The organism is Flavobacterium sp. GCM10023249 (assembly GCF_042653365.1).
Taxonomy (GTDB): Bacteria; Bacteroidota; Bacteroidia; order Flavobacteriales; family Flavobacteriaceae; genus Flavobacterium.
Map to the genome: position 1 here is coordinate 14,150 of NZ_JBHSHZ010000016.1, position 25,101 is coordinate 39,250.

General features: G+C 32.2%; 24 protein-coding genes. 16 read left to right on the forward strand and 8 right to left on the reverse strand.

All coding sequences use genetic code 11. The features are described 5' to 3' along the window. Window positions 1–98 precede the first annotated feature (98 nt). From ACFO7M_RS13580 to kdsB, 6 genes are all read left to right on the forward strand, one after another. Window positions 99–1,520 (forward strand): ATP-dependent DNA helicase, encoded by a 1,422-nt coding sequence (locus tag ACFO7M_RS13580; RefSeq protein WP_379736226.1) that lies wholly within the window; start codon window positions 99–101, stop codon window positions 1,518–1,520. Then, window positions 1,520–2,095, forward strand: a complete 576-nt coding sequence (locus tag ACFO7M_RS13585; RefSeq protein WP_379736228.1) for a hypothetical protein — start codon at window positions 1,520–1,522, stop codon at window positions 2,093–2,095. Before ACFO7M_RS13580 ends, ACFO7M_RS13585 begins: the two co-directional genes overlap by 1 nt. A gap of 4 nt (window positions 2,096–2,099) precedes the next feature. After that, complete coding sequence (locus ACFO7M_RS13590; protein WP_379736230.1) at window positions 2,100–2,657, forward strand: DUF4126 domain-containing protein; 558 nt, start codon at window positions 2,100–2,102, stop codon at window positions 2,655–2,657. A gap of 15 nt (window positions 2,658–2,672) precedes the next feature. After that, complete coding sequence (locus ACFO7M_RS13595; RefSeq protein WP_379736232.1) at window positions 2,673–3,050, forward strand: hypothetical protein; 378 nt, start codon at window positions 2,673–2,675, stop codon at window positions 3,048–3,050. Between the two features lie 94 nt (window positions 3,051–3,144). Continuing rightward, complete coding sequence (locus ACFO7M_RS13600; RefSeq protein WP_379736234.1) at window positions 3,145–6,702, forward strand: T9SS type A sorting domain-containing protein; 3,558 nt, start codon at window positions 3,145–3,147, stop codon at window positions 6,700–6,702. A gap of 10 nt (window positions 6,703–6,712) precedes the next feature. Further along, the gene (gene kdsB / locus ACFO7M_RS13605) at window positions 6,713–7,438 is read left to right on the forward strand and encodes a 3-deoxy-manno-octulosonate cytidylyltransferase (RefSeq protein WP_379736235.1); all 726 of its coding nucleotides are present in this window, start codon (window positions 6,713–6,715) and stop codon (window positions 7,436–7,438) included. Here the strand turns inward: kdsB and ACFO7M_RS13610 are convergent, their stop codons facing one another. Beyond that, window positions 7,439–7,939, reverse strand: coding sequence for a hypothetical protein (locus ACFO7M_RS13610; protein WP_379736236.1), 501 nt, complete (start codon window positions 7,937–7,939; stop codon window positions 7,439–7,441). 124 nt (window positions 7,940–8,063) lie between these two features. On the opposite strand from ACFO7M_RS13610, the gene ACFO7M_RS13615 reads away from it, so the two are divergent. Further along, window positions 8,064–9,023 carry a YitT family protein gene (locus tag ACFO7M_RS13615; RefSeq protein ID WP_379736237.1) on the forward strand — a complete coding sequence of 320 codons (960 nt, stop codon included), beginning with the start codon at window positions 8,064–8,066 and terminating at the stop codon, window positions 9,021–9,023. On the opposite strand, the gene ACFO7M_RS13620 is transcribed toward ACFO7M_RS13615, so the two are convergent. After that, window positions 9,020–9,691: a spermidine synthase gene (locus ACFO7M_RS13620; RefSeq protein WP_379736239.1), complete on the reverse strand. Its 672-nt coding sequence runs from the start codon at window positions 9,689–9,691 to the stop codon at window positions 9,020–9,022. The genes ACFO7M_RS13615 and ACFO7M_RS13620 overlap by 4 nt on opposite strands. 53 nt (window positions 9,692–9,744) lie before the next feature. Between ACFO7M_RS13620 and ACFO7M_RS13625 the strand changes: the two genes are divergently transcribed. Continuing rightward, entirely contained in the window at window positions 9,745–10,296 is a 552-nt protein-coding gene (locus ACFO7M_RS13625) for a 1-acyl-sn-glycerol-3-phosphate acyltransferase (protein WP_379736241.1), read from the forward strand. A 74-nt stretch (window positions 10,297–10,370) separates the two neighbouring features. Beyond that, window positions 10,371–11,366 (forward strand): hypothetical protein, encoded by a 996-nt coding sequence (locus ACFO7M_RS13630; RefSeq protein WP_379712912.1) that lies wholly within the window; start codon window positions 10,371–10,373, stop codon window positions 11,364–11,366. A gap of 43 nt (window positions 11,367–11,409) precedes the next feature. Here ACFO7M_RS13630 and ACFO7M_RS13635 read toward each other — a convergent pair whose 3' ends face one another. After that, window positions 11,410–11,922, reverse strand: a complete 513-nt coding sequence (locus ACFO7M_RS13635; protein ID WP_379736243.1) for a helix-turn-helix domain-containing protein — start codon at window positions 11,920–11,922, stop codon at window positions 11,410–11,412. Window positions 11,923–12,221: 299 nt separating this feature from the next. Here ACFO7M_RS13635 and ACFO7M_RS13640 point away from each other — a divergent pair, with 299 nt between their 5' ends. The 3 genes from ACFO7M_RS13640 (at window position 12,222) to ACFO7M_RS13650 (ending at window position 14,485) form a co-directional block, all read left to right on the forward strand. Next, window positions 12,222–13,376 carry a M14 family metallopeptidase gene (locus ACFO7M_RS13640; RefSeq protein WP_379712908.1) on the forward strand — a complete coding sequence of 385 codons (1,155 nt, stop codon included), beginning with the start codon at window positions 12,222–12,224 and terminating at the stop codon, window positions 13,374–13,376. A gap of 71 nt (window positions 13,377–13,447) precedes the next feature. Beyond that, window positions 13,448–13,927 (forward strand): Lrp/AsnC family transcriptional regulator, encoded by a 480-nt coding sequence (locus ACFO7M_RS13645; RefSeq protein WP_129435333.1) that lies wholly within the window; start codon window positions 13,448–13,450, stop codon window positions 13,925–13,927. A gap of 45 nt (window positions 13,928–13,972) precedes the next feature. After that, a complete protein-coding gene (locus tag ACFO7M_RS13650; protein WP_379736245.1) occupies window positions 13,973–14,485 on the forward strand; it encodes a DinB family protein in 513 nt (170 codons plus the stop codon). Here the strand turns inward: ACFO7M_RS13650 and hutI are convergent. Continuing rightward, window positions 14,480–15,715: an imidazolonepropionase gene (gene hutI / locus ACFO7M_RS13655; RefSeq protein WP_379736246.1), complete on the reverse strand. Its 1,236-nt coding sequence runs from the start codon at window positions 15,713–15,715 to the stop codon at window positions 14,480–14,482. The genes ACFO7M_RS13650 and hutI overlap by 6 nt on opposite strands. Before the next feature lie 326 nt (window positions 15,716–16,041). Between hutI and corA the strand changes: the two genes are divergently transcribed. Both corA and ACFO7M_RS13665 read left to right on the forward strand, forming a co-directional pair. Beyond that, window positions 16,042–17,112: a magnesium/cobalt transporter CorA gene (gene corA / locus ACFO7M_RS13660; protein WP_379712902.1), complete on the forward strand. Its 1,071-nt coding sequence runs from the start codon at window positions 16,042–16,044 to the stop codon at window positions 17,110–17,112. Window positions 17,113–17,193: 81 nt separating this feature from the next. Then, entirely contained in the window at window positions 17,194–17,379 is a 186-nt protein-coding gene (locus ACFO7M_RS13665; RefSeq protein ID WP_379712900.1) for a hypothetical protein, read from the forward strand. 60 nt (window positions 17,380–17,439) lie between these two features. Here the strand turns inward: ACFO7M_RS13665 and ACFO7M_RS13670 are convergent, their stop codons facing one another. Both ACFO7M_RS13670 and arsC read right to left on the reverse strand, forming a co-directional pair. Further along, window positions 17,440–19,911, reverse strand: coding sequence for a TonB-dependent receptor domain-containing protein (locus tag ACFO7M_RS13670; RefSeq protein WP_379736248.1), 2,472 nt, complete (start codon window positions 19,909–19,911; stop codon window positions 17,440–17,442). A 73-nt stretch (window positions 19,912–19,984) separates the two neighbouring features. Beyond that, window positions 19,985–20,326 (reverse strand): arsenate reductase (glutaredoxin), encoded by a 342-nt coding sequence (gene arsC, locus ACFO7M_RS13675; RefSeq protein WP_379736250.1) that lies wholly within the window; start codon window positions 20,324–20,326, stop codon window positions 19,985–19,987. Window positions 20,327–20,398: 72 nt separating this feature from the next. Between arsC and ACFO7M_RS13680 the strand changes: the two genes are divergently transcribed. Continuing rightward, a complete protein-coding gene (locus ACFO7M_RS13680; RefSeq protein ID WP_379736254.1) occupies window positions 20,399–21,331 on the forward strand; it encodes a CPBP family intramembrane glutamic endopeptidase in 933 nt (310 codons plus the stop codon). Then, the gene (locus ACFO7M_RS13685; RefSeq protein ID WP_379736256.1) at window positions 21,324–22,388 is read left to right on the forward strand and encodes an AMP-binding protein; all 1,065 of its coding nucleotides are present in this window, start codon (window positions 21,324–21,326) and stop codon (window positions 22,386–22,388) included. The genes ACFO7M_RS13680 and ACFO7M_RS13685 overlap by 8 nt, the downstream gene beginning before the upstream one ends. Window positions 22,389–22,404: 16 nt before the next feature. Here the strand turns inward: ACFO7M_RS13685 and ACFO7M_RS13690 are convergent, their stop codons facing one another. Then, the gene (locus ACFO7M_RS13690; protein ID WP_379736258.1) at window positions 22,405–23,637 is read right to left on the reverse strand and encodes a porin; all 1,233 of its coding nucleotides are present in this window, start codon (window positions 23,635–23,637) and stop codon (window positions 22,405–22,407) included. Between the two features lie 133 nt (window positions 23,638–23,770). Next, complete coding sequence (locus ACFO7M_RS13695) at window positions 23,771–25,096, reverse strand: inorganic phosphate transporter (protein WP_379736260.1); 1,326 nt, start codon at window positions 25,094–25,096, stop codon at window positions 23,771–23,773. Window positions 25,097–25,101: the final 5 nt, after the last annotated feature.

The window sequence follows — 25,101 nt, forward strand, 5'->3', positions numbered from 1 at the left end:
TGACATTAGTGAGCAAATCTACAATATTTTTTGCGTTATACACAAGTGAGTCGGTTTTACTATGTATCTTTGAAAAAATATAATTTTTAAGAATATCCATGAGTTCCCAACTGTTTTACACCATTTTACGAAAGAGTTTTCCTTTTCAACCGACCGTAAAACAAGATATTTTTTTCTTAAAAATTGCCGAATTCATTTCCAGTCCCAATACTAACGAAATCTTTGTATTGAAAGGGTACGCCGGAACCGGAAAAACGACTGTAATATCTACCATTGTCAACAATCTGATTGAAGTCAAAAAAAAGTACGTTTTGCTGGCGCCTACGGGAAGAGCTGCAAAAGTAATAGCCAATTATTCTAATAAACCCGCTCATACCATTCACAAAAAGATTTATTTTCCAAAAAAAGGGAAGGGTGGAGGCGTGAGTTTTACGATGCAAACCAACAAGCATACCAATACAATTTTTATAGTCGATGAATCGTCGATGATCTCGGATGCCGATTCCGAATCGAAAACGTACGCCAACGGCTCTTTGTTGGATGATTTGATTTCCTATGTGTATTCGGGCAAGGATTGTAAAATGTTACTTTTGGGAGATACTGCGCAGTTACCACCGGTACATTTGGATATTTCTCCAGCTCTGAATGTGGATACGTTAAGTATGAATTATGATAAGGAAGTGATTTCCATCGAATTGGATGAAGTAATGCGTCAGGAAGAAAACTCCGGGATTTTATACAATGCGACTGAGCTTCGTGAATTACTAAAAGATTCGTTTATAACCGATTTTCAATTCAAATTAAAAGGATTCAAAGATATTGTACGCTTAACGGATGGTTATGATATTCAAGATGCCATTAATCAATCCTACAGTAATTACTCTATTGAAGATACCACGTTTATTGTACGTTCCAATAAAAGAGCAAACCAATACAATCAGCAAATCAGATCCAAAATCTTAGGTAAGGAAAGCGAACTTTCAGCAGGAGATTTATTAATGGTGGTGAAAAATAATTATTTTTGGTTAAAAGAAACGGATGAAGCCGGTTTTATTGCCAATGGCGATATTATTGAAGTTTTATCTATCCGAAATATTAAAGAAATTTACGGTTTCAAATTTGCAGTTGTTACCATCCGAATGATCGATTATCCGAACCAAAGACCTTTTGAAACCATACTATTGTTAGATACGATTACCAGTGAATCGCCTTCATTGACTTATGAAGAATCTAATCAGTTGTATCAGGAAGTGATGAAAGATTATGAAAATGAAACTGCTGCTTACCGCAAGTTTCTGAAGGTTAAAGAAAACGAATATTTCAATGCATTGCAGGTGAAATTTTCGTATGCTATTACCTGTCATAAATCACAGGGAGGACAATGGAATACCGTATTTATTGAACAACCGTATTTGCCCAATGGAATTGACAGGGATTATGTGAGATGGTTGTATACAGCAATTACGAGAGCAAAAGATAAGTTGTATTTGATAGGGTTTAAAGAGGAGTATTTTATTTAATGAAAAAATCACACTTCATAATTGTATTATTATTTGGGCTATCAGTTCAAAGTCAGGACTTTAAAATTCCTGATTTTCAATTTATTATGAATATTGACCAAGTAAATCCTTATATAGAATTATTAGGTTTAAAAGATAAGAATTCACTTTGTATAAAGGCGGGTAATGTTAATTCGCCTTATTATTTAGCTTTCCAAAATGACGGAAAGGTTTTTAAAGCCTTTACTGACATGGATAAAAAAGGAGAATTAAGGCTCAACATTGAAGAAATTAAATCAAAAAAGAAAAAGATAGTTTATTACAAATACCTCGAAGATTTGTTTCTAATGGATAAGCTTAATATTGACAAAAAAGAATTAAATATTACAAAAAAACCATTAGGAAATGGAAAGGTACAAATAATAACATGCTCACATTGCAGTCCAGATGTTTTTGAGATAATAAAAGGAAATAAAACTACATTTTTTGGTTTAGAAATGACAGATAAATATATTGAAGAAGAGTATCCCGGAATAGAGGACAAGAAGAAATTTGCAAGTTTACTGAAGGATTTTTATATACTTATAGAAAATTAAGAATATGGCAACAGAAACCATTTTAAGCATTTTCTTAGGAGTAGGATTGGCTGCTTCGGCAGGATTCAGAGTGTTTTTGCCTTTGTTTGTGCTGAGTACTGCTTCTTATTTTGATGTAATTGAGCTAAACGAAAGTTGGTTATGGGTTAGTACCTTACCGGTAATGATTACTTTAGGCATTGCCATGTTAGCCGAAATATTTGCGTATTATATTCCCTTTGTAGACAATTTATTAGATACAATTGCGACTCCTTTAGCGGCTATTGCCGGAACAGTGATTATGGCATCTACCATTTTGGATTTTGATCCGATGTTAACCTGGGGATTGGCCATTATTGCCGGTGGAGGAACTGCTACTGCAATGCAAGGAATGACGAGTATGACGCGATTGGCTTCATCTGTTAAAACAGCTGGTGCAGGGAATTCGGTTGTTTCTACAGCAGAAACAGGAACTGCTTTGACGCTAAGTTCATTGGCTGTTTTTTTACCGATTGTAGCACTAATTATTGTTGTAAGTTTGCTGTTCTTGGTGTATTATTTATATCGAAAATTTAAAAAATAAGTAGTAAAAGTTAAAATGAAGTTTAGATATATTGTTTTACTTATTGTAATTGTGATTGGTTTTTTATCAGTTGTCTTATTCAAAACCATTAAAGATGCTGATATCGATTATAAATATGGTGAATTTTCACCTGTGTTTCATCAATACGATAGTGCCAAAAGCTATTTTGTAGTTATTGATGAAAAAGAAACCGGTTTTCTATTGAAATACGGTGATGTATTATTGGTCGAAAACAATAAATGTATGACGCATTTAACTGATTACAGCCCAAGTCAAATCGAAGTTTATCAGTTTTTACCGGAAAAAACTTTTGATGTTTTTACTTTAAAAGAAGTTAAAGAATTAAAGAAAAAGAACTCGACAAAGTTAGTTTTTGTGCCGGTTAAACATTAAAGAATTTATTAAAATAGTCATCGTTTTTCAATAAACCCAGTGGCAATATGAGCCATTTCAAATCTTGTCCCATATATTTGCAAAAAAATTAAGAATGAAAAAAATTATCCTGTTTCTTTTTTTATTGTCTTTTAATATTATTAAAGCACAATTAAACTTTTCTAAAAAATCAATTATGGAAAACGTTAATGCAACTGAAGGTGTTACATCTATCCATAGTGTTGATATTGATGGGGATGGAGATAAAGATTTACTTTCAGGAGATGCTTATAAAGTAAAGTGGTTTGAAAATGTGGGCGGTAATAATTCACAAATGATTTCGCATACGATCGGAGATATTGGGGTTTCATATTGTTCTTTCGCAGATATTGACAGAGATGGTGATTTTGACGTCATTGTCCAAAGTTATTTCCAGATTCATTGGATAGAAAATACTAACGGACGTGGAAATTTCGCTTTGCCAAAATTGCTTTTTAGTTCCGATAGAATTCATCATATTTTCATAACAGATTTTGATTTAGATAACGATCTGGATATATTGTATTCATATACTAATTGGAATTATTCGGGTCTAAGTTGGTTAGAAAACACAACTGGTAACGTTTTTAATAATAGAACGATTTCACAATATTCAAGATCAAGAGCAATTTATGCAATAGATATAGACAGGGATAATGATGTTGACATTTTTTCTTTAAATTATGATGCGCAAAAAATTGAGTTATTTAGTAATAACGGATCACTTAATTTTACGACACAAGTTATTACAAATGGAAGGGATAATGGCTATGGGACAATGAATTTTTCAGATATTGATAACGATAATGACCAAGATTTGATAGTTAGTAATTCTGCCGGTTATACTACTTCAATAGAAGAAATAAATATTTTTAAGAATAATGGAACAGGAAATTTAACTTTATTCAGGACATTGGTAACTAACGGGATTGGTTTGTCTAATCTGCTTACAAAAGATTTGGATAATGATAATGATTTGGACATTGTTGTTTCGTGTTATAATGATGATAAAGTTTCATGGTTTAAAAATAATGATGGCTTAGGAAATTTCTCTAACATTTCAGTTATCAATGATAAGTTGAATGGTGCTAAAGCGGTTTGTGCTTATGACTATGACGGAGATAATGATATTGATGTCCTTTCTGCTTCACAAATAGAAGATAAAATTGTATTACATGAAAACTTAAATGGAGTAGCAAGCTTTGGTCCTGAGAAAATTTTAACCAGAAGCATTAATAATCCAAAAAAATCGATTACTGCAGATATTGATGGAGACGGGATTAAAGATGTACTTTCAATTTCATATAATGATGCAAAACTTGCATGGTATAAAAATTTAGACGGACGTGGTAATTTTGGATTACAAAACTTAATATCAGCGGATTTATACAGTTTAGGAGATGTTGCTGCCGTTGACTTAGACCAAGATGGTGATCTTGATGTTATTTCAGGTGAAAATCATAGTTCTCAAAGCGTGTTTGTGTGGTACGAAAATCTCGATGGTAGAGGAAGATTCAGTGCACAACGTTTGATAGCGATTAATAGGGGGTTATTTGGCATTGCCACTGGTGACTTGGATAATGATGGCGATAATGATTTTGTAATAACAGGTGGAAGTGTAGAGAACAGTTTGACATGGTATAAAAATCTAGGGCAGGGAAACTTTGCAATGCAATCAATTCCAACACCTGATATAAGTGTTTTTGGAGATCAACTTTATATTAAAGATATTAATAGTGACGGGAAAAATGATATTGTAATTCTGGCTGGGGCTACAGTTTCTTGGTATGCTAATGACGGTTCTGGTAATTTCACCCAAAAAACGTTTGTAGGAAGTTTTTATGATGGCCATTCTTTAAGTATTGAGGATCTTGATGGAGATGGCGATTTGGATTTTGTTTTAGCACATGAAGCAACTTTTGATGGTAATAATAGGGTAGTCTGGTATGAAAATTTAGACGGTAACGGAAATTTTGGTCCAGTAATAGTGATTGACTCAAGAATTCCTAGTTCAAGTTTTGGAGGGTATTCCATAGAAATCCAAGCTAAAGACTTAGATTCGGATGGGGATGTTGATATTGTAGGCAGATCTGATCATAATAGTAATATCGTTTGGTATGAAAATTTAGATGGTAAAGGAACTTTTACCCAACAAGTTATTCTTTTTACAGAAACAGGTTTTGATATAAATTCAATGTTCTTAGATGATATTGATAGTGATGGTTATACAGACATTTTGACATCAATTGTTAATGATAATTATCTGAATACGGTTAAAACAGATAAAATCACCTACTTTAAAAATTTAGGACCTGCATTTAACAAAATTAATGGTTTTGTAAGGGCAGGATTAAATGTAGATGACTGTAATATACCTGTCAATAATTTAAAGGTTACTACAAATAATGGTACCGATACAATTTCAACATTTACAACAAAAACAGGATATTTTCAGTATTATGTTGATCCCGGAAACTATACCACTACAATTCCTTCAACATTGAGAAATTTCAATATTTCAGCACCTGTTTCACACAATTCTTTGTTTGTAGGTATAGGAAATATTGATGTCGCTAATTTTTGCTTGTATCCAAGTGAAATAGTTAATGATTTAAATGTGGTTTTAGTACCTTTAAACCAGCCAAGACCTGGCTTTGAAACAAGCTATCAAATCGTATTTAACAATGTAGGTAACACGAGGTTAAATGGAAAAATCACATTGGTTTTCGATGATTCTAAATTGACTTTTAATTCAGCCAGTATTACGCCCAACGCCATAACGAATAATTCACTTACTTTTGACTTTGTCAATCTTAATCCATTTGAAACAAGGACAATAAATTTGAGTTTTAGTATTGCTGCACCACCAACTGTGGAGATTAACGACTCTCTTGTATATTCCCTTTCAATAGATTCACAGAATGAGGATTCAACTCCTGATGATAATTTATATATTTTGAACCAAGTTGTAATTGGTTCTTTTGACCCTAATGATATAACGTGTCTTGAAGGAGAAAGTATTACAATAGATCAAGCCAAAAATGAACTACATTATTTGATACGCTTTCAAAATAAAGGTACGGCAAGTGCCATTAATGTCAGAATTGAAAACACATTAGAAGACAAACTGGATTGGGAAACATTTCAGCTAATAAATTCCAGCCATAATAATAGAGTTGAAATTAAAAACGGAAATAAAGTATCATTCTTTTTTGACAAAATTAATTTACCGCATGAAGCAGAAAACGAACCAGCTTCACATGGCTTCGTAGCTTATAAAATCAAACCAAAAGACAATGTTGTGATTGGAGATGTTTTTCAAAATAAGGCGGACATTTTCTTCGATTTTAACCTGCCGGTAGTAACAAATACCGCATTAACAGAAATTAAAAAAAGAAATTCAAATAATAATCATCAATTTAATTTATATCCGTCACCGGTAATTGATATTTTAAAAATTAGATCAAAAACCGAAATAGTTAAAATTGAAATTTTTAATGAACTTGGACAATTAGTGCTTTCTAATTCAAATCAAAATTTTATCTATGTAACAAATTTATCTTCAGGCCTTTATATTTGTAAAGCAACAGATAAAAATAACATTAGCGAAGCACAAAAAATAATAAAAAATTAATTTAGATAAAATGAAAATCATTGCCGTAATTCCAGCCCGCTATGCTTCAACTCGTTTTCCTGCTAAACTAATGAAGGATTTGGGTGGAAAAACCGTCATTCTGAGAACATATGAAGCAGCGATTGCAACATATTTGTTTGACGATGTTTTTGTGGTAACCGATTCGGATTTGATTTTCAATGAAATTACTTCCAATGGAGGAAAAGCCATTATGAGTATAAAGGAACACGAAAGCGGAAGCGACCGTATAGCGGAAGCAGTTCTAAATATGGAAGTCGATGTTGTGATTAATGTTCAAGGAGACGAACCATTCATTGATAAAGAACCTTTGGAAAAAGTGATTGAAGTCTTCAGAAATGATATCGATAAAAAAGTAGATTTAGCGTCGTTAATGTTTGAAATAAAAGACAAAACGGATATAGAAAATCCGAATAATGTTAAAGTTATTGTTGATCAACAAAGCTTTGCATTGTATTTTTCACGCTCTGTGATTCCGTACCCAAGAGAAGAAAATGTAGGTGTGCGCTATATGAAACATATCGGAATTTATGCCTTCAGAAAAGAAGCGTTAATGGATTTTTATACTTTGCCAATGTTGTCACTGGAGGCTTCTGAAAAACTAGAACAACTCCGCTATTTGGAATATGGGAAACGTATACGTATGGTTGAAACTTCACATGCAAGTATAGGAATTGACACGCCAGAAGATTTAGAAAAAGCTAGAAAGCTTTTCTAATTATTTGATTTGAAAGTAGAAACTTCGGACGAAAGTAATATCTGAAAATTCAGTAAAATCAGTCATTTTTGTACCATTTTGGATAAAAACATAGTTGAGATTCAATTTGGAAAACTTATCGTTCAAAAAATCAATCAATGTAGAATCATTATAGTATTCGTAGTCAAATTGAGGTATGCCTTTTAATTCTTCAGGAACCGATTTTTTTTTGATACCAACACTCCCTTTTACAAAATAAAATTTTCCTTCCGGAGAAATTTTATAGTTCAAGGTGCAATTTTTAGGATCGAAATGGCTTGGTTGCTTTGATTTGTAACTTTCAATATCTTTTTCTTCCAACACAAGTAAAGAAAGTGGATTTCTTCCTTTTTGAATGCCGGTTTTAGATTCTTTGTTAATGATAAAATGTTCAAATTGAATTTGAATTGGTTTCTTCTCAATACTTTGTCCAAAAGAAAATACAGAAGTGAATAAAAATAAATTGAAAAAGATGAATTTCATTTTAATGGATTAAATAAAAATACAAAATATATTTAATGCATTTCTTTTAGTTATTCAAAAGTGTACAATTTCACAATTTTGATATCAAATGAATTTCGTATTTTTATAGAAAACCAGATAAAATATGAAGTCGATCCTTTCCAAGATTATTTTACGATTTATTTCAAAAAACGGTGACAAAGAGTTAACACGATATCAGGTTGCCAAAAAAAGACGTGATTTTGTTGTTAATTTAAAACGAGGGTTAAAAGATTTTGTTTTAATTGGTATCGGTATTTTTTCCGCTTCTTTCGGATTTAAAGCATTTTTGCTTACAAATAATTTTATCGATGGTGGAGCTACGGGTATTTCGTTATTAATTTCAGCGATAACTAAAATTCCGTTGTATTGGTTAATTATAGGAGTTAATCTTCCTTTCATTCTATTAGGATACAAGGTTATTGGAAAACAATTTGCTTTTAAAACGACCTTGGCAATTTTAGGTTTGTCGCTTTGTTTGGCAACAATAACTTTTCCAAATGTCACAAATGACAATTTATTGGTGGCAATTTTTGGTGGTTTTTTCTTGGGAGCTGGAATCGGATTTTCAGTCAGAGGCGGCGCTGTAATTGATGGAACGGAGGTTTTAGCCATTTATTTGAGCCGCAAATTTGGAACAACTATTGGTGATGTTATTATTGTGATCAACATTCTTATATTTTCTTCGGCAGCTTATTTTTTAGGGATTGATATTGCTTTGTATTCCATGATTACCTATTTATCTGCATCTAAAACTTTGGATTTTATTATTGAAGGTATCGATGAATATATAGGTGTGACGATTGTTTCATCAAATAGCGATACGATACGACAAATGATTATCGAAGTAATGGGAAGAGGAGTAACGGTTTACAGTGGACATAGGGGGTTTGGAAAACGAGGGGAAACGAAAGAAACCGAAATTATTTATACCGTTATTACCCGTTTGGAACTTAACAAATTGAACACTGAAATCGAAAAAATTGACCCACATTGTTTCATTGTTATGAATAGTGTAAAAGATACCAAAGGCGGAATGATTAAAAGAAGACCACTAAAACATTAGTAGTTTTCATTGCTAAAAATGAACAATTCGTTATCACCTTCTACACGAGACACTTTAATAACGGTTTTGAATTTTGATTGCAATAATTTTTCAAACTTCTTATTTCTTTCGTAGTCATCACTCAGAGTTACAATTGAATTGAACAATACAAAACCATTATTGGTTAAAATACGTTTTATGTTGGTGATGAATTCGTCAGTGAATAGAAAATCAGGCATTATTTTATCTTGAAAAATATCAATAATCAACAAATCGAATTTTCCGGATGTGGTTTTGATGTATTCTGATGCATCATTAATTACGATTTCTAAATTTGATATAGTATTCAAACTAAAATAGGTATTGGCCAATGCAATGGTTTTTTCGTCAATTTCAACTCCAGTTATTTTTCCATTAGAATGGTATTCTTTTCGAAGAGTTTGTATTACGCTTCCACCAGCTACGCCAAGTAATAATATTGATTCAGCTTGGGTTATTCGGTCTTTTCCAATGCGATTCAAACCAATTCGCATTACGCGTTGTAAACTACCATAAGAGAAATTGGTATTTTTAGAATCCAAAACCAATTGACCATTATTCCAGGTAATTTCCAAATTTTGATTGATATCGGATAGGGTTTGATGAATTGTAATTGGATAAAAATAGCTTAAAATGCGCTTGAAATTCATGAATCAAATTTTCTATTCGTAAATATAATGCTATTTTTGAGCAAACTTTTATTATGAAAAAGAAACTCTACGAATTTATTTTTTTCAAATTGATGGGCTGGGAAATAGTTGGTCAATTTGATACTTCAATAAAAAAATGTGTTTTACCAGTAGTGCCGCATACAAGTTGGCACGATTTCTATATAGGTTTACTTACTAGAGGCTGTATGGATATGGAAATAAATTTCGTAGGTAAAAAAGAATTGTTTGTATTTCCATTTGGTTATTATTTCAAATGGGTAGGAGGTACACCTTTAAATCGTTTTACTAATGAAAATAAAGTAGATGCGATTGCTAAAATTTTTCATGAAAAAGAAGTTTTTAGATTAGCAATTTCCCCAGAAGGTACTCGAAAAAAAGTAACAGAATGGAAAACGGGATTCTATTATATCGCTTTAAAAGGAGAAGTTCCTATTGTGCCAATAGGTTTTGATTGGAAGAATAAAAAGGTAATTGTTTTCCCGACGATGTATCCAACAGGTGATAAAGAAGTCGATTTTACAATTTTAGAAGGCTATTTTAATGGGATTATAGGCAAAGTTCCAGAAAATAGTTTCACGAAATAAAAAAAAATACATTTTTTTAAAACCAAAGATTTACATTTTTCGTAGATGTAGTTATAACGCTAAAACTATAAGCTATGAAAAACTTTTTTATCTCCGTGGTAGTCATTGGACTCCTAACTGTATCATGTTCAAATGATGATGATTCTTCAAATGATGAATTAAAATTGGTTACAACCAGTAACACTTCGTCTAAGGTTTCTTATACTAATTATTTATCATCTACTACCGAAGCCAAGTCGTTTACAGTCGCTGGTGCGGATGCTGATGGAGCCTATTTCGACAGTGAAAACGATGAACTTATTATTGCTTCTCGAACCAACAATCGTTTGGAATTGTATACTGGATTAAATGCTTCGGTAAAAAATAATGAGGACAATTTGAATCTGAGTTTTTCCAGTACTTCTGATTTTAACAACCCAAGAGAGATTGCAGTCATAAACGACAAAGTGGTTGTTACGCAAGATCAAAATGCAGCGAATGGTAATGTAAATAAACTGGTTGTTTATCAAAAAACAGCAACAGGATTTACCTTATTAAACTCTTATACTGTAAATTTTAAAACTTGGGGTATTCATATTGATGGAAATACTTTGTATGCTGTTGCTGATTTAACGAGTGATCTTGTAGTATTTAATGACTTTTTTTCAAATCCAAGTGGCAGTATAACACCTTCTAAAAGAGTCACAATTCAAGGTTTGGTGAGAACTCACGGAATTACTTTTTCAAAAAAACATAACACAATGGTTTTGACAGATGTAGGTAGTGCTGCATCAAGTACTGATGGAGGTGTTATAGTAATTAAAAACTTCACAAATGTACTAATGGAAACTCCAGATATGGGCACAATTTCTTCAGACGATCAAATTAGAGTGTACGGAGCAAATTCAAAATTAGGAAACCCTGTAGATGTGGCTTACGATGAAGAAACAAAATACATTTATGTAGCTGAACGTTTGAGTGGAGGAGGACAGGTGTTGGTTTTCGGAATGCCAACAAGTAATGGAGATGTGTTACCTATTAGTTCAAGAATAGAAGCCGGAATTTCATCGGTTTACTTAATTAGGAAATAGTTTAGTTAGTTATTAATTTTTGTGTAAAGGCCTTAGTATAGTATTAACTGTAGTAAGGCCTTTGGTTTTTATAAATTTTAAAACTACCATTTTTGAAAAAAATTACAATTTGTTCTATTTCTTCATCAACTTTGATGCTTTCAAAATTTTGCGTATTTAAATCTGTTTCTTTTTGATTTTCATCCACGGGCTTATTTTCAATTTCAGTTTGGGGAGCAGAAAATAGGTCGGTGGGTATTGGTTGGATTATTTCATTGGAAATTGATTCTAAATTTGAAGAAGGTAAAGAAGAAGGCTTTTTTTCGATTGCGCTTTCAATTTGAAGCTCATTTTTTGGAAAATTACCAACTCCGTTAATAATCCAATACAAATCCACTTCAGGAAATTCATTTACAATTTTAAGTATTAAATCTAAACTTGGTTTATTTCTACCTGAAAGGAGGTGGGATAAACTGGAACGTTGCACTCCTATTCTATCCGCAAATGAAGAAGCTGATAAACTATAGTATTCCAAAATTAGCTCCAATCTTTTAATGAAATCATCGATGTTTACCATTGTGAATTAGGCTTTAAATTACCTGTTAACAAATGTAAATAAAAAGAAGAAGACTACCAACTTTACAAATGTGAATAAAGTTTTGAATGTAAATTATGGCTTTATGTAAATTAATTTAAAAGCTTGATAATTAATAATATATGTATTTACATTAATTACTTAGAAATTAATAATTAGCAGAGATGAGGGGCTTAGTTATTAATGCTTATCTTATGTTTACATTAATAAACAAATAGTTCTATTTTTAAGTTTACAATTGTAAAAAATAAGTTGTTTACATTTGTAAAAAGATAATACGAATGGATTTTAATGTAATTTTTAAACAATTTAAAGAACAAACAATTTCAGGAAGGTATATTACCAATAATCACATCGAACCTTTATTAAAAGATTTAGAACACTACTTTAAAGTTTCTGTTATAGGTGAATCTGTTAAAGGAAAACCAATTCATGCAGTTCGTATTGGTGAAGGAAAAACAAAAATTTTTATGTGGTCTCAAATGCATGGCAATGAAGCAACAACTACAAAGGCTTTATTTGACTTGTTTAATTTCCTAAAAGAAGACACTTCTGATGCAATTAAGTTTAAAAGCGAATTCACTTTATTGTGCATACCAATTCTAAATCCAGATGGAGCTGAAGCATACACTCGGGTTAATGCGAATGAAGTAGATTTGAATCGTGATTCGGTTAATTTGTCACAACCCGAAAGTCAAGTATTACGCAAAACTTTTGAAGCTTTCCAGCCTGATTTTTGCTATAATTTACACGATCAACGTACTATTTTTGCCGCCGGTGATACTCAAAATCCTGCTACTGTTTCTTTTTTGGCACCAGCTTACGATGAAGAAAGAAATTATAATGATAATCGTTCAAAGGCAGTTTCAGTGATAGTTGCCATGAATAATGAGCTTCAAAAACACATTCCAGATCAGGTTGGACGATTTGATGATTCGTATAATATTAACTGTATTGGCGATATGTTTCAATCACTAAATGTACCTACAATTTTATTTGAGGCCGGTCACTTTCAAGGTGATTATCAGAGAGAAGAGACTAGAAAATTCATTTTTATTGCTTTGCTTACTAGTTTGTATTATATAAACGAAAACGATATAGTAGTTAATAATGTTAACGAATATTTAAGAATTCCGCAAAATCATATTAAATTCGTCGATATTGTTTGTAGAAAATTTAGTGTTTTTGTTGATTCTTTAAAAATAATTACTAATTTTGCCATTCAATTTAAAGAAGTTCTTAAAGATAATAAAGTTGAGTTTGAAGCGTTTATTGTTGAAGTTGATGAAAATCTAAACACAATTGGGCATTTGGAATACGATGGGAAAGAAGGTTTATATTCAGACGCATCGAATAATATTCCAGAAATAGGTAAAAGAGCCGATTTTTATTTAAACGATAACATTAAATTTGAGAATGGAATAATTAAAATGTAGTATTTTTGCCACGTTTTAAAAAAGCACAAACAACAAACATAAATAGTAAAGTTAAATTAAAGAGATACGTTATGAGTAAATTTCGTTTAGATGAAGTAGATCACCAGATTCTGGATATGTTAATTGATAACACAAGAATTCCATTCACTGATATCGCAAAAAAACTATTAATTTCAGCAGGAACCGTTCACGTTCGTGTAAAGAAATTAGAAGATGCAGGTATTATTCAAGGTTCATCGTTGACATTGGATTATGAAAAATTAGGTTATTCATTCATAGCTTATGTTGGTGTTTTCTTAAATAATACTTCTCAAACGAAATTTGTTTTGGAAAGAATTAATGAAATTCCTTACGTAACCGTTGCACACGTAACAACTGGGAAGTTTAATATTTTTTGTAAAATTAGAGCTAGAGATACAAAACATGCAAAAGATGTTATCTACATGATTGACGATATCGAAGGAGTATACAGAACAGAAACAATGATTTCTCTTGACGAGAGTATCAACGATAAAAAAAGATTGATGCACACCATTTTTAGAGAAATGTAAGATATGAAAGGCCTTTTTTAAGGTCTTTTTTTTTATCTTTATGTTATGAAAAACTTACAGCCAGGAGAATTTCCTGAACACTACATACCGTATATCAATGCGGTTAAGTCTCTTGACATCGTTGATGGCTTGGAAGATAACATGAATGATTTTTTTAACTTTATAGAAAATATTGTTCCCGAAAATAAATACGAGTACCGTTATCAGCCTGAAAAATGGACTATTAAAGATATTGTACAGCATATAATAGATGCAGAGCGGATTTTTGTTTACAGAGCGCTTAGAATGGCTCGTTTTGATCGAACTCCCTTAACTGGTTTCGAAGAAAATGATTATGTTCCTGTAGCGGATGCTAATCGAAGAAGTATGTCCGATTTACTTCAGGAGTTTTTAATGGTTCGAAAGGCGACAATTTGTTTATTTGAAAGTTTTTCGGAAGAAATGCTATTAAGTAAAGGAATTGCTAACGGTAAGGAAATATCAGTAAGAGCAATCGGATATATTGTTACCGGTCATTGCATTCATCATCAGAATGTAATCAAGGAAAGGTATTTATAACACCTTTCCTTCAATAATTACATCTTCAATCAGATTACTTCCAAATTCATAAGGCAATTGATAGTAAGACACTAATGGTTTTGTAATAATCAAATTGGCTTTCTTTCCTTTTGTAATACTTCCATGAGTTGCAGAAAGTCCCATTGCATATGCTCCGTTAATTGTTGCTGCATTGATGGCTTCTTCAGGTGTCATTTTCATTTTGATGCAAGCTGTTGCAACAACAAAATTCATATTGCCTGAAGGTGTGGTACCTGGATTAAAATCGGTTGCCAAGGCTAAAGGTAATCCAGCTTCCATCATCTTACGAGCTGGTGTGTAAGGAATGCTGATAAAGTAAGAGCAGCTTGGTAATGCAACGGGCATGGTTGCACTTCCTTTCAAAACTTCAATGTCTTCGTCGGTTACAATTTCTAAATGATCTACAGTTAATGCATTATGTTTTACACAAGCTTCAATTCCGTTGATAGCTGTAAATTGATTTACATGAATTTTAGGGATTAAACCGTATTTTTTTCCTGTCTCCATGATTTTTTCAGTTTCTTCTACAGAAAAATAACCAGTTTCTAAAAATGCATCTATATAGTCTGCTAAATCCTCTTCCGCTATTTTGGGTAACATTTCATTAATAATCAAATCAATGTAAGCAGCATGGTTTTCTTTATATTGTGTTGGAAAAGCATGTGCGCCCAAGAAAGTCGACTTAATAGCTATCGGATAGTTTTCAGATAGTTTGCGGATAACTCTCAGCATTTTTAATTCTCCTTCAACAGTTAAGCCATAGCCTGATTTGATTTCAACTGCTCCTGTACCTTGTTGCATAACTTCTTCCAAACGAATCTTAGATTGCTCATAAATTTCCTCTTCAGAAGTTTCATTCAGTTTTTTGGCGGAATTCAAAATGCCTCCGCCACGATTGGCAATTTCTTCGTAACTCAATCCGTTGATGCGATCTACGAATTCCTGAACACGATTTCCGGCATAAACAATATGAGTATGACTATCGCACCAAGTTGGTAAAACCACTCTTCCTTTGGCGTTAATAATAGAATCTACTTCAAATTGCGGACATTGATCCATTGAACCGAAATCGGCAATCAAATTGTCTTCTATCAATACATAGGCATTGTCAATTTTGGGTAGAATAGCCATTTCTTTTCCTGAAACTTTAGAAATAGCTGCTTCCCTGATTTGTAGTAGTTCTTTGATATTTTTGATTAGGATCTTCATAATTCAATTTTATGTAAAAGTACTATTGTTTCTGGAATTTTATAGAAATTCGATTTTGTATGACATGAAAAGTGTAAAAATAGTTGGTGTAAAATGTTAAAATGATAATGTAATTTCTTAAATTTGAGTAGGATATGATTTTTATATCATCTGATATAAAAAAAACGAAAAATAAATTTGATAAGTTGTAAGAGCATTACAAAAAGACAACAAATCAATTTTACTATAGAAGTTAGTTATTTAATTCAGGAAAGCTGTTAGGATTTATTCTCACAGCTTTTTTTCTTACCCAAAGTTTTGTAATATTACTACTAAATTTAGTAGAAGTGCGAAAAATAAAATATAAGAAAGGTAGAAAGGTGGTTCCTACTTTTTTAGAATACACAGGAATTCACAAAGATGTTCCCACAGAAATGCAATTGTTTGTCTATGATACCAACGATTTAACGGAATGTGGAGATACTCATTTTTCGAAGTTGATTCATCAATTTGATTTTAATAAAAACAATTGGTTCAATGTTCATGGATTGAGCGATGTTTCTATTATCAAAGAAATTGGTGACTTTCTTAGTGTGGATAATTTTATGTTAGGAGATATCCTCAACACGTCAAAGCGAACAAAGATTGATGAATACCACGATATTCTTTTCTTCAATATCAAATCCTTACTGCCAATTCAAAATTCGGATAATATTATTGCCGAACAAATCAGTTTTTTATTGAAAGACGGTATTTTGGTGTCATTTCAGGAAAAAAGAAGTGATTTTTTTACTCACATTAGAGAACGAATCAGGACACATTCCGGTATTGTTAGAGATAAAAAGACCGATTATTTATTGTATTTGCTTTTGGATGCAGTTATGGAAAATTTTTATATTACCATAGAAGCTGAAGAAGACAAAGTAGAAGAGTTAATTAATCTTTCCAAAACCAGCACTAAATTGGAAGTTTTAGAGCAGATAGAAAAACATCGGGATAATTTTCATTTTTTGAAAAGAGCCATTGTGCCTTTAAGAGATTCTTTACACACCATTAAAACGACAAAAGATGATAATGTTTTTAATGTCATCGAAAAAGAAAATTATAGTTTTTATGAACGATTATATCAAAAGGCATTAGAACTTTTGGAACAGATAGAATATGACTTGAGTAACCTCGATAGTGCTTCGTCTATATTTTTCTCGATGCAAAGCCATAAAATGAATGAAGTGATGAAAACACTTACAGTAGTTTCCGTTTTTTTTATGCCACTAACATTTGTCGTTGGAGTTTACGGAATGAACTTTGACAATATGCCGGAGTTGCATTGGAAATATGGTTATTTTATGGTACTTGGAGGAATGTTCTTGTTGTTTGTAGGTATGGTTTATTATTTTAAATGGCGTAAATGGTACTAGTGTTTAAAATTAATTGAAATTAGTATTGTTTAAGCGAATAATAACATCTACATTTGTAAAGTATTCAAAATTCCGGAAAATATGTTTGAATTTCAACAGTACTTAGGTTTTCTTTTATTCTTAACCATCCTTACAATGGGGTTTTGGTTAATGATTTTCTTAATTAATTTCGTATTCTACTGGGTAGGAGGTTATTTGTGGGAATCTTTCAAAGAAAAAAGAGCAGCCAAAAGACTTGCAGAAAACGAAGAACAAGCTACAGTTTAAAGCTTGTTTCTACAATAAAAAACCTCGACAAAGTCGAGGTTTTTTTATGTATATTCTTTTTTATCCACCAATGAATTCATCATCACCATTTCCATTTCCACCTTGACGTGGTTTTTGTTCTCTCTCTGTTTTCTTTTTATTGAATCGATATGTAAAAGAAAAAGTGACAGATCTTTTTCTCCATTGCATTTCACTATGAGAAATTACACTTGGAAGTTCAGTGTCCTGAATTCTTTTACGAGAGTTGAAGACATCATTAACATTAAATGAAATGGTTCCCATGTCTTTTAAGATATCTTTACTGAATGCCACATTGGCCGCACCAATTCCTTTATTTGTGCTTTGACCTGTTTTTTGCTGTCCGTTATACGTTAGATTGGTCTGCCAGTCGATTTTATAAGGCAATGTTATTTTAGAGGTTATTCGACTTGACCAAGTGTTGGTTTTTCTGTTGAAGTCTTGTGTAACTTCTTGGTTATTTATATTGGTGTAAGTATAGCTTCCAGAGTTAGCAGTGTTGAAAAAGTTAAAATTACCATTAAGTTTCCACCATTTTTTGAAATTATAATTTAGTGTGAATTCAAAACCGATACGCTTGTTTTCTCCTAAATTAAAGAAAGTAGTTTCAATTTGAGGCATTCCGTCAATAAGTACTCCTGTTTCTTTTCTCACTTGCTCAAATGAATCGGTAGTATGATTATAATACAACGAAGTATTCAAGGTTAATTTATCCCATCTTTTTAAATAACCAATATCGTAGGCATCGGTAAAAGCTGGATTGATATCAGGATTCCCTTTAAATAGGTTTACACTGCTGGTGTATGAAGTAAACGGATTGATAAAACGATCTCTCGGTCTAGCAATACGCTTGCTGTAGTTTAAAGCGATACTACTGTTATCGTTGATTTCATAGGTAAGAAATGCGCTTGGAAACCAATTGTCATATTTTTTTGTTTTGGATAAATTATCGGTTAATTGATTGATGTCAATTTTAGATTCTTCATAACGTAAACCAAATAAAAAGGAAAATTTATTAATTTTTGAACCGTACTGTGTGTAAGCAGCAGTCACATTTTCATTGTATTGGAATGTATTGGTAAAATCAACAACATCTGTGTAGGGATTGTCCGGAGAATCTCCCTTTTCTTGCACTTGATAATCAGAGATTGACTTTACATAATTTCCTCTGAAACCGGCTTCAAATCTAGATTTTTTTCCAATTGGCAAAACATAATCCAATTGAAATAAATTACGTTGCTGTTTGTCATTTTTACGTGTTCTCTCTGATGAAATATATGAATTATCGTCTATTTTGGTCCCATCAATTATTGAATTATCACCATCATTATTGTATGAAATGGAAATATCTGCAGTTAATTTATGTCCATCTTTTTTGAAGTTTTTAATGAAATTAGAGGCATATTCAACGTTTTCATTACTCGAATTCAGATCGTTAAAACGTTTTGTGGTTTCTAAATATTGTTTATTTAGATCGTATTTGTAATAGAAAACATTTTCTATATTTCCACCTTTATTTGATCTAAAATTCAATGAATTAGTCCAAGAAGTTGATTTGTCGAGTAAAAGTTCAATTCCAAAATTTGCGTTTAGACCTTTTCCAAAACGGTTATTGTCTCTTCTTTCGCGGATAAACTCGTTTTGATTAAAATTGGTTTGATCAATTTTAGTGCTTCCGGGATTACTGCGGTCATTGTATCCAATTGTTGTGAAGAAGTTGGCACTTTTCTCTTTAAAATTCAAATTAGCTGAAATTCCAGAGTTTTTAGGTTCACCCGCAGAAACAACAAATGTTCCATTGATTCCTTGGTTTTTTCCTTTCTTAAGTATGATATTTAAGATACCACCACCACCTTCTGCATCATAACGCGCTGATGGACTCGTAACAACTTCTACTTTATCAATAGTTTCGGCAGGAATTAGTTTTAAAGCATCATTAATATTTCCCATGTTTGATGGTTTTCCATCGATTAGAATTCGTACACTTTCGTTACCACGTAAGGCAACGGTTCCTTCGGCATCCACCGAAACAGAGGGAATATTATCCAATACATCACTAACGGTACCACCTCGAACCATGATATCTTTTCCAACAGTGTATACTTTTTTGTCTAATTTAATGTCTACTGAAGTTCTTTCAGCTCTGATGACTACTTCGTCAATCATTTTTGCATCTTCTTGTAATGCAATTGTTCCTAGGTTTGTATCTTCAAAAATTGATTTTTCTTTGAGTTCATAGGTTTTAAATGACATAAATTCAACTTTTATATTGAATTTACCAGGGCGGATTTCAATTTTAAATTCTCCGTTTGCATCGGTTAATCCACCGGAAACGACTTGGTTGGAATTAAAACCGATAATTGTAACGGTAGCGTAATCTAAAGGAGAAGAAGTTGATTTCTCAATTACTTTTCCTGTAAGAATAATTTTTTTTCCTTCCTGTTTTTGTTGTCCAAATCCAGAAGTTATGCTAAATAAAATTAGTAGGAATGAGGCTTTTTGGATAAATTTCATGTGCTTGATTTTACAAAAGCAAAAATAAGCCACGTTTTTTTTTATTTTCCTAAAGTAATGTTAAATGGGGTAGTTATAGAATTTCATTGATTTTTTCTGTCGGACGAGCAATTACTGCTTTGTTTCCGTTCACTACAATTGGTCGCTCAATAAGAATTGGATATTGTACCATTGCTTCAATTATCTCGTCATCAGTTAATTGGCGTTCTTTGAAAAGGTTTATCCATGTTGGTTCTTTTTTTCGGATTAATTCAATAGGAGACAGTTTAAGTTTTTTTAGTAATGATTTTAATTCTCTTTTCTTTGGTGATTTTTCAAGATAATTGATAATTTCAAATTCTTTTTTGGATTCGTCTAAAAAACATATGCCTTCTCTCGATTTGGAACAACGTGCATTATGATAAATTGTAATCATTATATTAATTTGTAATTTGTAACAAAATTAGGTATTTGATTACTTATTACAATAACTTAAACCTGCTATTCTATGTTTATCGATCAGTTTAATACCCCTAAATTCAAATTTTTTCTTTATTTGCCTTTTCCACTTTTGTTCTTCGGTTTAATGATTATCAATTTTTTAGCCATCAAATTGCTGAATTTAGATGTAAATCAAATTATTCAGGATGAGATTAATAGAAATGGAGTTAATAGTTTTTTTATTGATTCAATGGTACCTTTTTTGGTTGGATTGATCTTGCTTTTTTTATGGGTAAAATACATTCAGAAAGAAACCTTGGTGCGTTTTACAACTTCTAGAAGTAAAATCGATTGGAAACGTTTCTTTTTTGCTTTTTCAATTTGGGGTACTTTTCAAATAGTAATAACATTGATTAGTTATTTTCTTTCTCCCGAAGATTACGTTTTGAATTTTGATTTGTCAAAGTTTATTGTTTTTTTCGCTTTGGCAGTAGCACTGATCCCTTTTCAAACCAGCTTTGAAGAGTATTTATTTCGTGGACATTTAATGCAAGGTTTAGGAGTTGTTACCAAAAATAGATGGTTTCCACTACTTTTTACTTCTATAGCTTTTGGACTGATGCACATTAGTAATCCTGAAATAGACAAGTTAGGTTACATTGTCCTTGTCTATTATATAGGTACAGGTTTTTTCCTTGGAATAATTACTTTAATGGATGAAGGTTTGGAGCTAGCTTTAGGATTTCATTTGGCGAATAATTTAGTTATGGCACTTTTGGTTACAGCCAATTGGACAGCTTTTCAGACACATTCTGTTTTTAAAGATATTTCAGAGCCAAGTGCTGGTTTCGAAGTTGTGATGCCAGTGCTTATAATTTTCCCTTTATTATTGTTCGTTTTTGCTAAAAAATACGGTTGGAACAATTGGAAGGAAAAGCTTACAGGGAAAGTGACCAGCTCTAACAATATTGAAGCTATAGAATATAGTGGTAATGACTAAAGAACTTTTTCATAGTATCCATCCCAATTTCAAATGGAATGCATTTCATTTAAATCGGAAACAACTTCTTGAAATAGCTGAGGAATACAGTAAAAGCAATGAAAACTTTCTGAAAGAAACCGGTTTATTTTTACTTAATTGGTTCGATGATAATGATTTTGTAATTGTACAAACATCAGGTACTACAGGTAAACCGAAGCGACTACATGTGAAAAAGCAAGCGATGGTAAACTCTGCTTTGGCATCTGCTGTTTTTTTTGGATTATCAGAAGGCAATTCTGCTTTATGTTGTTTACCAGTGAAATACATTGCCGGAAAAATGATGTTAGTTCGTGCTTTGGTATTAGGATTGGAAATTGATTTGGTTGAACCAAAATCAAATCCGATGGATAACAATGAAAAGTACTATGATTTTGTAGCAATGGTTCCTTTACAAGTTGAAAATTCTTTGGATAAGCTTGATCAAATTAAACAGTTGATTATTGGTGGTGCGAAAGTTAATCCTGATTTGGCTGAGAAGTTGAAAACCAAAAAATGTGAAGCCTATGAAACGTATAGTATGACTGAAACAGTAACTCATATTGCTGCAAAGCGAGTAGGGGTAGAAGTTTTTACGGTTTTACCTGATGTAATAATTTCATTGGATAATAGAGAATGTCTGGTGATAGATGCTCCTAAATTAAATTCCGATTTGATTATAACTAATGATATAGCGTGTATTGTTTCGCCAACTGAATTTATTTGGAAAGGCAGAGTGGATAATGTGATCAATAGCGGAGGAATAAAGCTTTTCCCGGAAACAATTGAAGAGAAAATTTATGGAAGAATGAGCAATCGTTTTTTTATTGATAGTATTCCTGACAAACAATTGGGTGAGAAAGTAGTTTTAATTGTTGAAGGAGTTGAGAATAAATTAGAGGAAAGTGTTTTTGATACTTTGGATAAATATGAAAGACCTAAAGTCGTCTTTTATGTAGCAAAATTTCTCGAAACAGAAACAGGAAAAATTAAACGAAAAGAAATTGTCCAACAGTTACTAATAAATAATCCTGCCTAGGCAGGATTATTTTATTTTATATTCCGATTTCGACCTGAAAACGTAAGTACCAATTGTTTTTGGAAGAACCATCAAAATAAGTCAATTTATCAAAAGAAACTTCACTTTGTAGTTTAAAAGTGTGTTCCCAAATGTATTTGGTTACTCCAAAGCTTAATTGTTTTGAATCCGGCGCTAAATTTTTAATATCGGCTCCAACTTTCTGGGTAGAATAACGACCGATGAATTCATAATTGGATAATGTGTTGTAGCTTAGTTGATAATCGAAACCATCACCTACAAAAACATAATTACTCTCAGTGATATCGTCAGGGTTGATGGTGATAGCATTGTCATTAGTGGTTCTTGACATATAACTGGCCATGGCAGCCCAACCTTTGTACTTGAACATTCCATCTAGTAATACAGATTTCATGGTTCTGTTTTCAAATAAATAATTACCTAATTGTCCTTGCGTTTTTCGGGCATGGTTATTTTGTTGAAAGGCACCCGAAATTAGTAGTTTTGGTTTTTTTTCTCGTACAATATCTCCCTCAAAATAGGTTCCATCTTTCGAAAATGCACCTAAAGGCATTACTTCTATTTTACCGGTAATAGCAACACCGTCATCCGCTTTTTTGGTAATATTTCGACCTTCTCCCGTTGATACGGCCGCTTTAATGTTGTACGAAAATTTATCTTTGAATTCATTCATATTATGTACCTGAAAACCAAAATCACGGTCAATCGTGAATTTACCGTTATTTATCGATCGGTCAGTTAATTGTAAACCTCCAGAAGAATTCACACGTTGTCTATTTCCTGGTAATTTTGTTTGTCCGAAACTTAAATTCCAATTTTTATTAGGTCTGTAGAAGACTACTGCGTCACGAATGATATTGATATTTTCTCCTTCAACAATTTCTCCAACATCGCCAGGAGCAAATGAAAGTTGAATGGCATATAAGAATTTAGGATTACCAACATAGCCATCAAAACGAAGACGTAATCTTCTGATTTGACCATCATAAGCTGGTTTTTCATCCTCATTATCAATATAAGTAACTCTGTTTTGTAATCGGAAACGAATATTGAATTGAAATAAACTATCGGGTGAAGTCAAGCCTACGCCTTTACCAAAACTGTAATAAGGTAGAGCAGATAACTTCAAATCGTTATCATTCTTTGTTTGTGTTATTGTAATTTGCGCATGAAGCGTTATTCCCTGAAGAAAGAAAAGTAGTAATGAAAATTGAACTATTTTTTTCATTTTTAAGTAGTTAGTTGTAATGAATTAATGTTTAGTGAAAGTTGTGTGTAATTTATATGTATGTTATTTTTTTGAGAAAAAGTTTAAAAAAAAAGAGACTAAGTTTAGCCTCTTTTTTGTGACAATATCGTTTTTAGATAAAAATTCTTAGGAAATAGTATAATATACCTGCCAATAATGCTGAAACTGGAATGGTTAAAATCCAAGCCCACAATAAATTAACCGTTACACCCCAGCGAACTGCTGATACACGTTTAGTAACGCCAACACCAATAATTGAACCTGTAATTGTGTGTGTAGTTGATACTGGAATTTTAAAGTGTTCAGTAATGAATAAGGTTAAAGCTCCCGCAGATTCTGCTACTACACCTTCGAATGCGGTAACTTTTGTGATTTTAGATCCCATTGTTTTTACAATTTTCCATCCACCACTTAAAGTTCCTAAACCGATAACAGTATAACAAGCTAAAGGAATCCATCCTGGCATTTGTCCATCAATTTTAACTCCGTTTTTTTCTGATGGTAATACTACTTGTAACCAATCCGGCATTGACATTACGTCGATTCCACTTGTATTAATGTAAACCGCAACAGCAGCAGCAATGATTCCCATTACTTTTTGTGAATCGTTACCACCATGTCCCAAGCTGAAAGCTGCTGAAGATAATAACTGCGTTTTCTTTAATATGGTTTCCGCTCTACCCGCAGAAAAACTGCTGAATAATAAACAAATTGTACTTAAGCTGAAAATGATAAATCCTACCAATAACCATTTAATGTTTTCAGGTTCTCCAACCACACTCCAGAAGTGTGACTCGAATCTTGGTTTTTTAATTTTGTCATAACTTTTCATTACAGTAGATAAAAACCCTACAGTTGCTATCATGAAAGAAACAGTGAAAAGTTTTGGATAAATACTTTTTTTAGCAGAATACATAAACCAAAGCGAAACCAAGTAAGAAATAAGCATACCTAAGAGTGGTGCTAACGCAATAAAAGCAATTACGACTAAAACACCGCTAGGTAATAATTCTCCTTCTTTTGTAGCTTTAAACCAGTTAACAATGGCTAAACCAGTATGTTCTGGGTCGGTAACTCTTCCTGAAAAACCATGCGCCAATGCCGCTCCGGCAAATCCACCAATTAAGGTATGTGATGATGAAGAAGGAATTCCTTTCCACCAAGTAAATAAATTCCAAATAATAGCAGCAATAATTCCGGCTAAAATAACCACCAAATCAATATTAGCAGTACTTGCGGTTTTAGCTACTGTATCAGCAACACCAAATCCAAAAACCCAATAGGCTAAAAAGTTGAAAAAAGCCGCCCAAACAACAGCTTGGAATGGCGTTAACACCTTAGTTGCAACAATGGTAGCAATGGAGTTAGCTGCATCGTGAAAGCCATTAATATAGTCAAATAATAAGGCTAAAACTATGATAATAATTAGTAAAGTCATAAGTT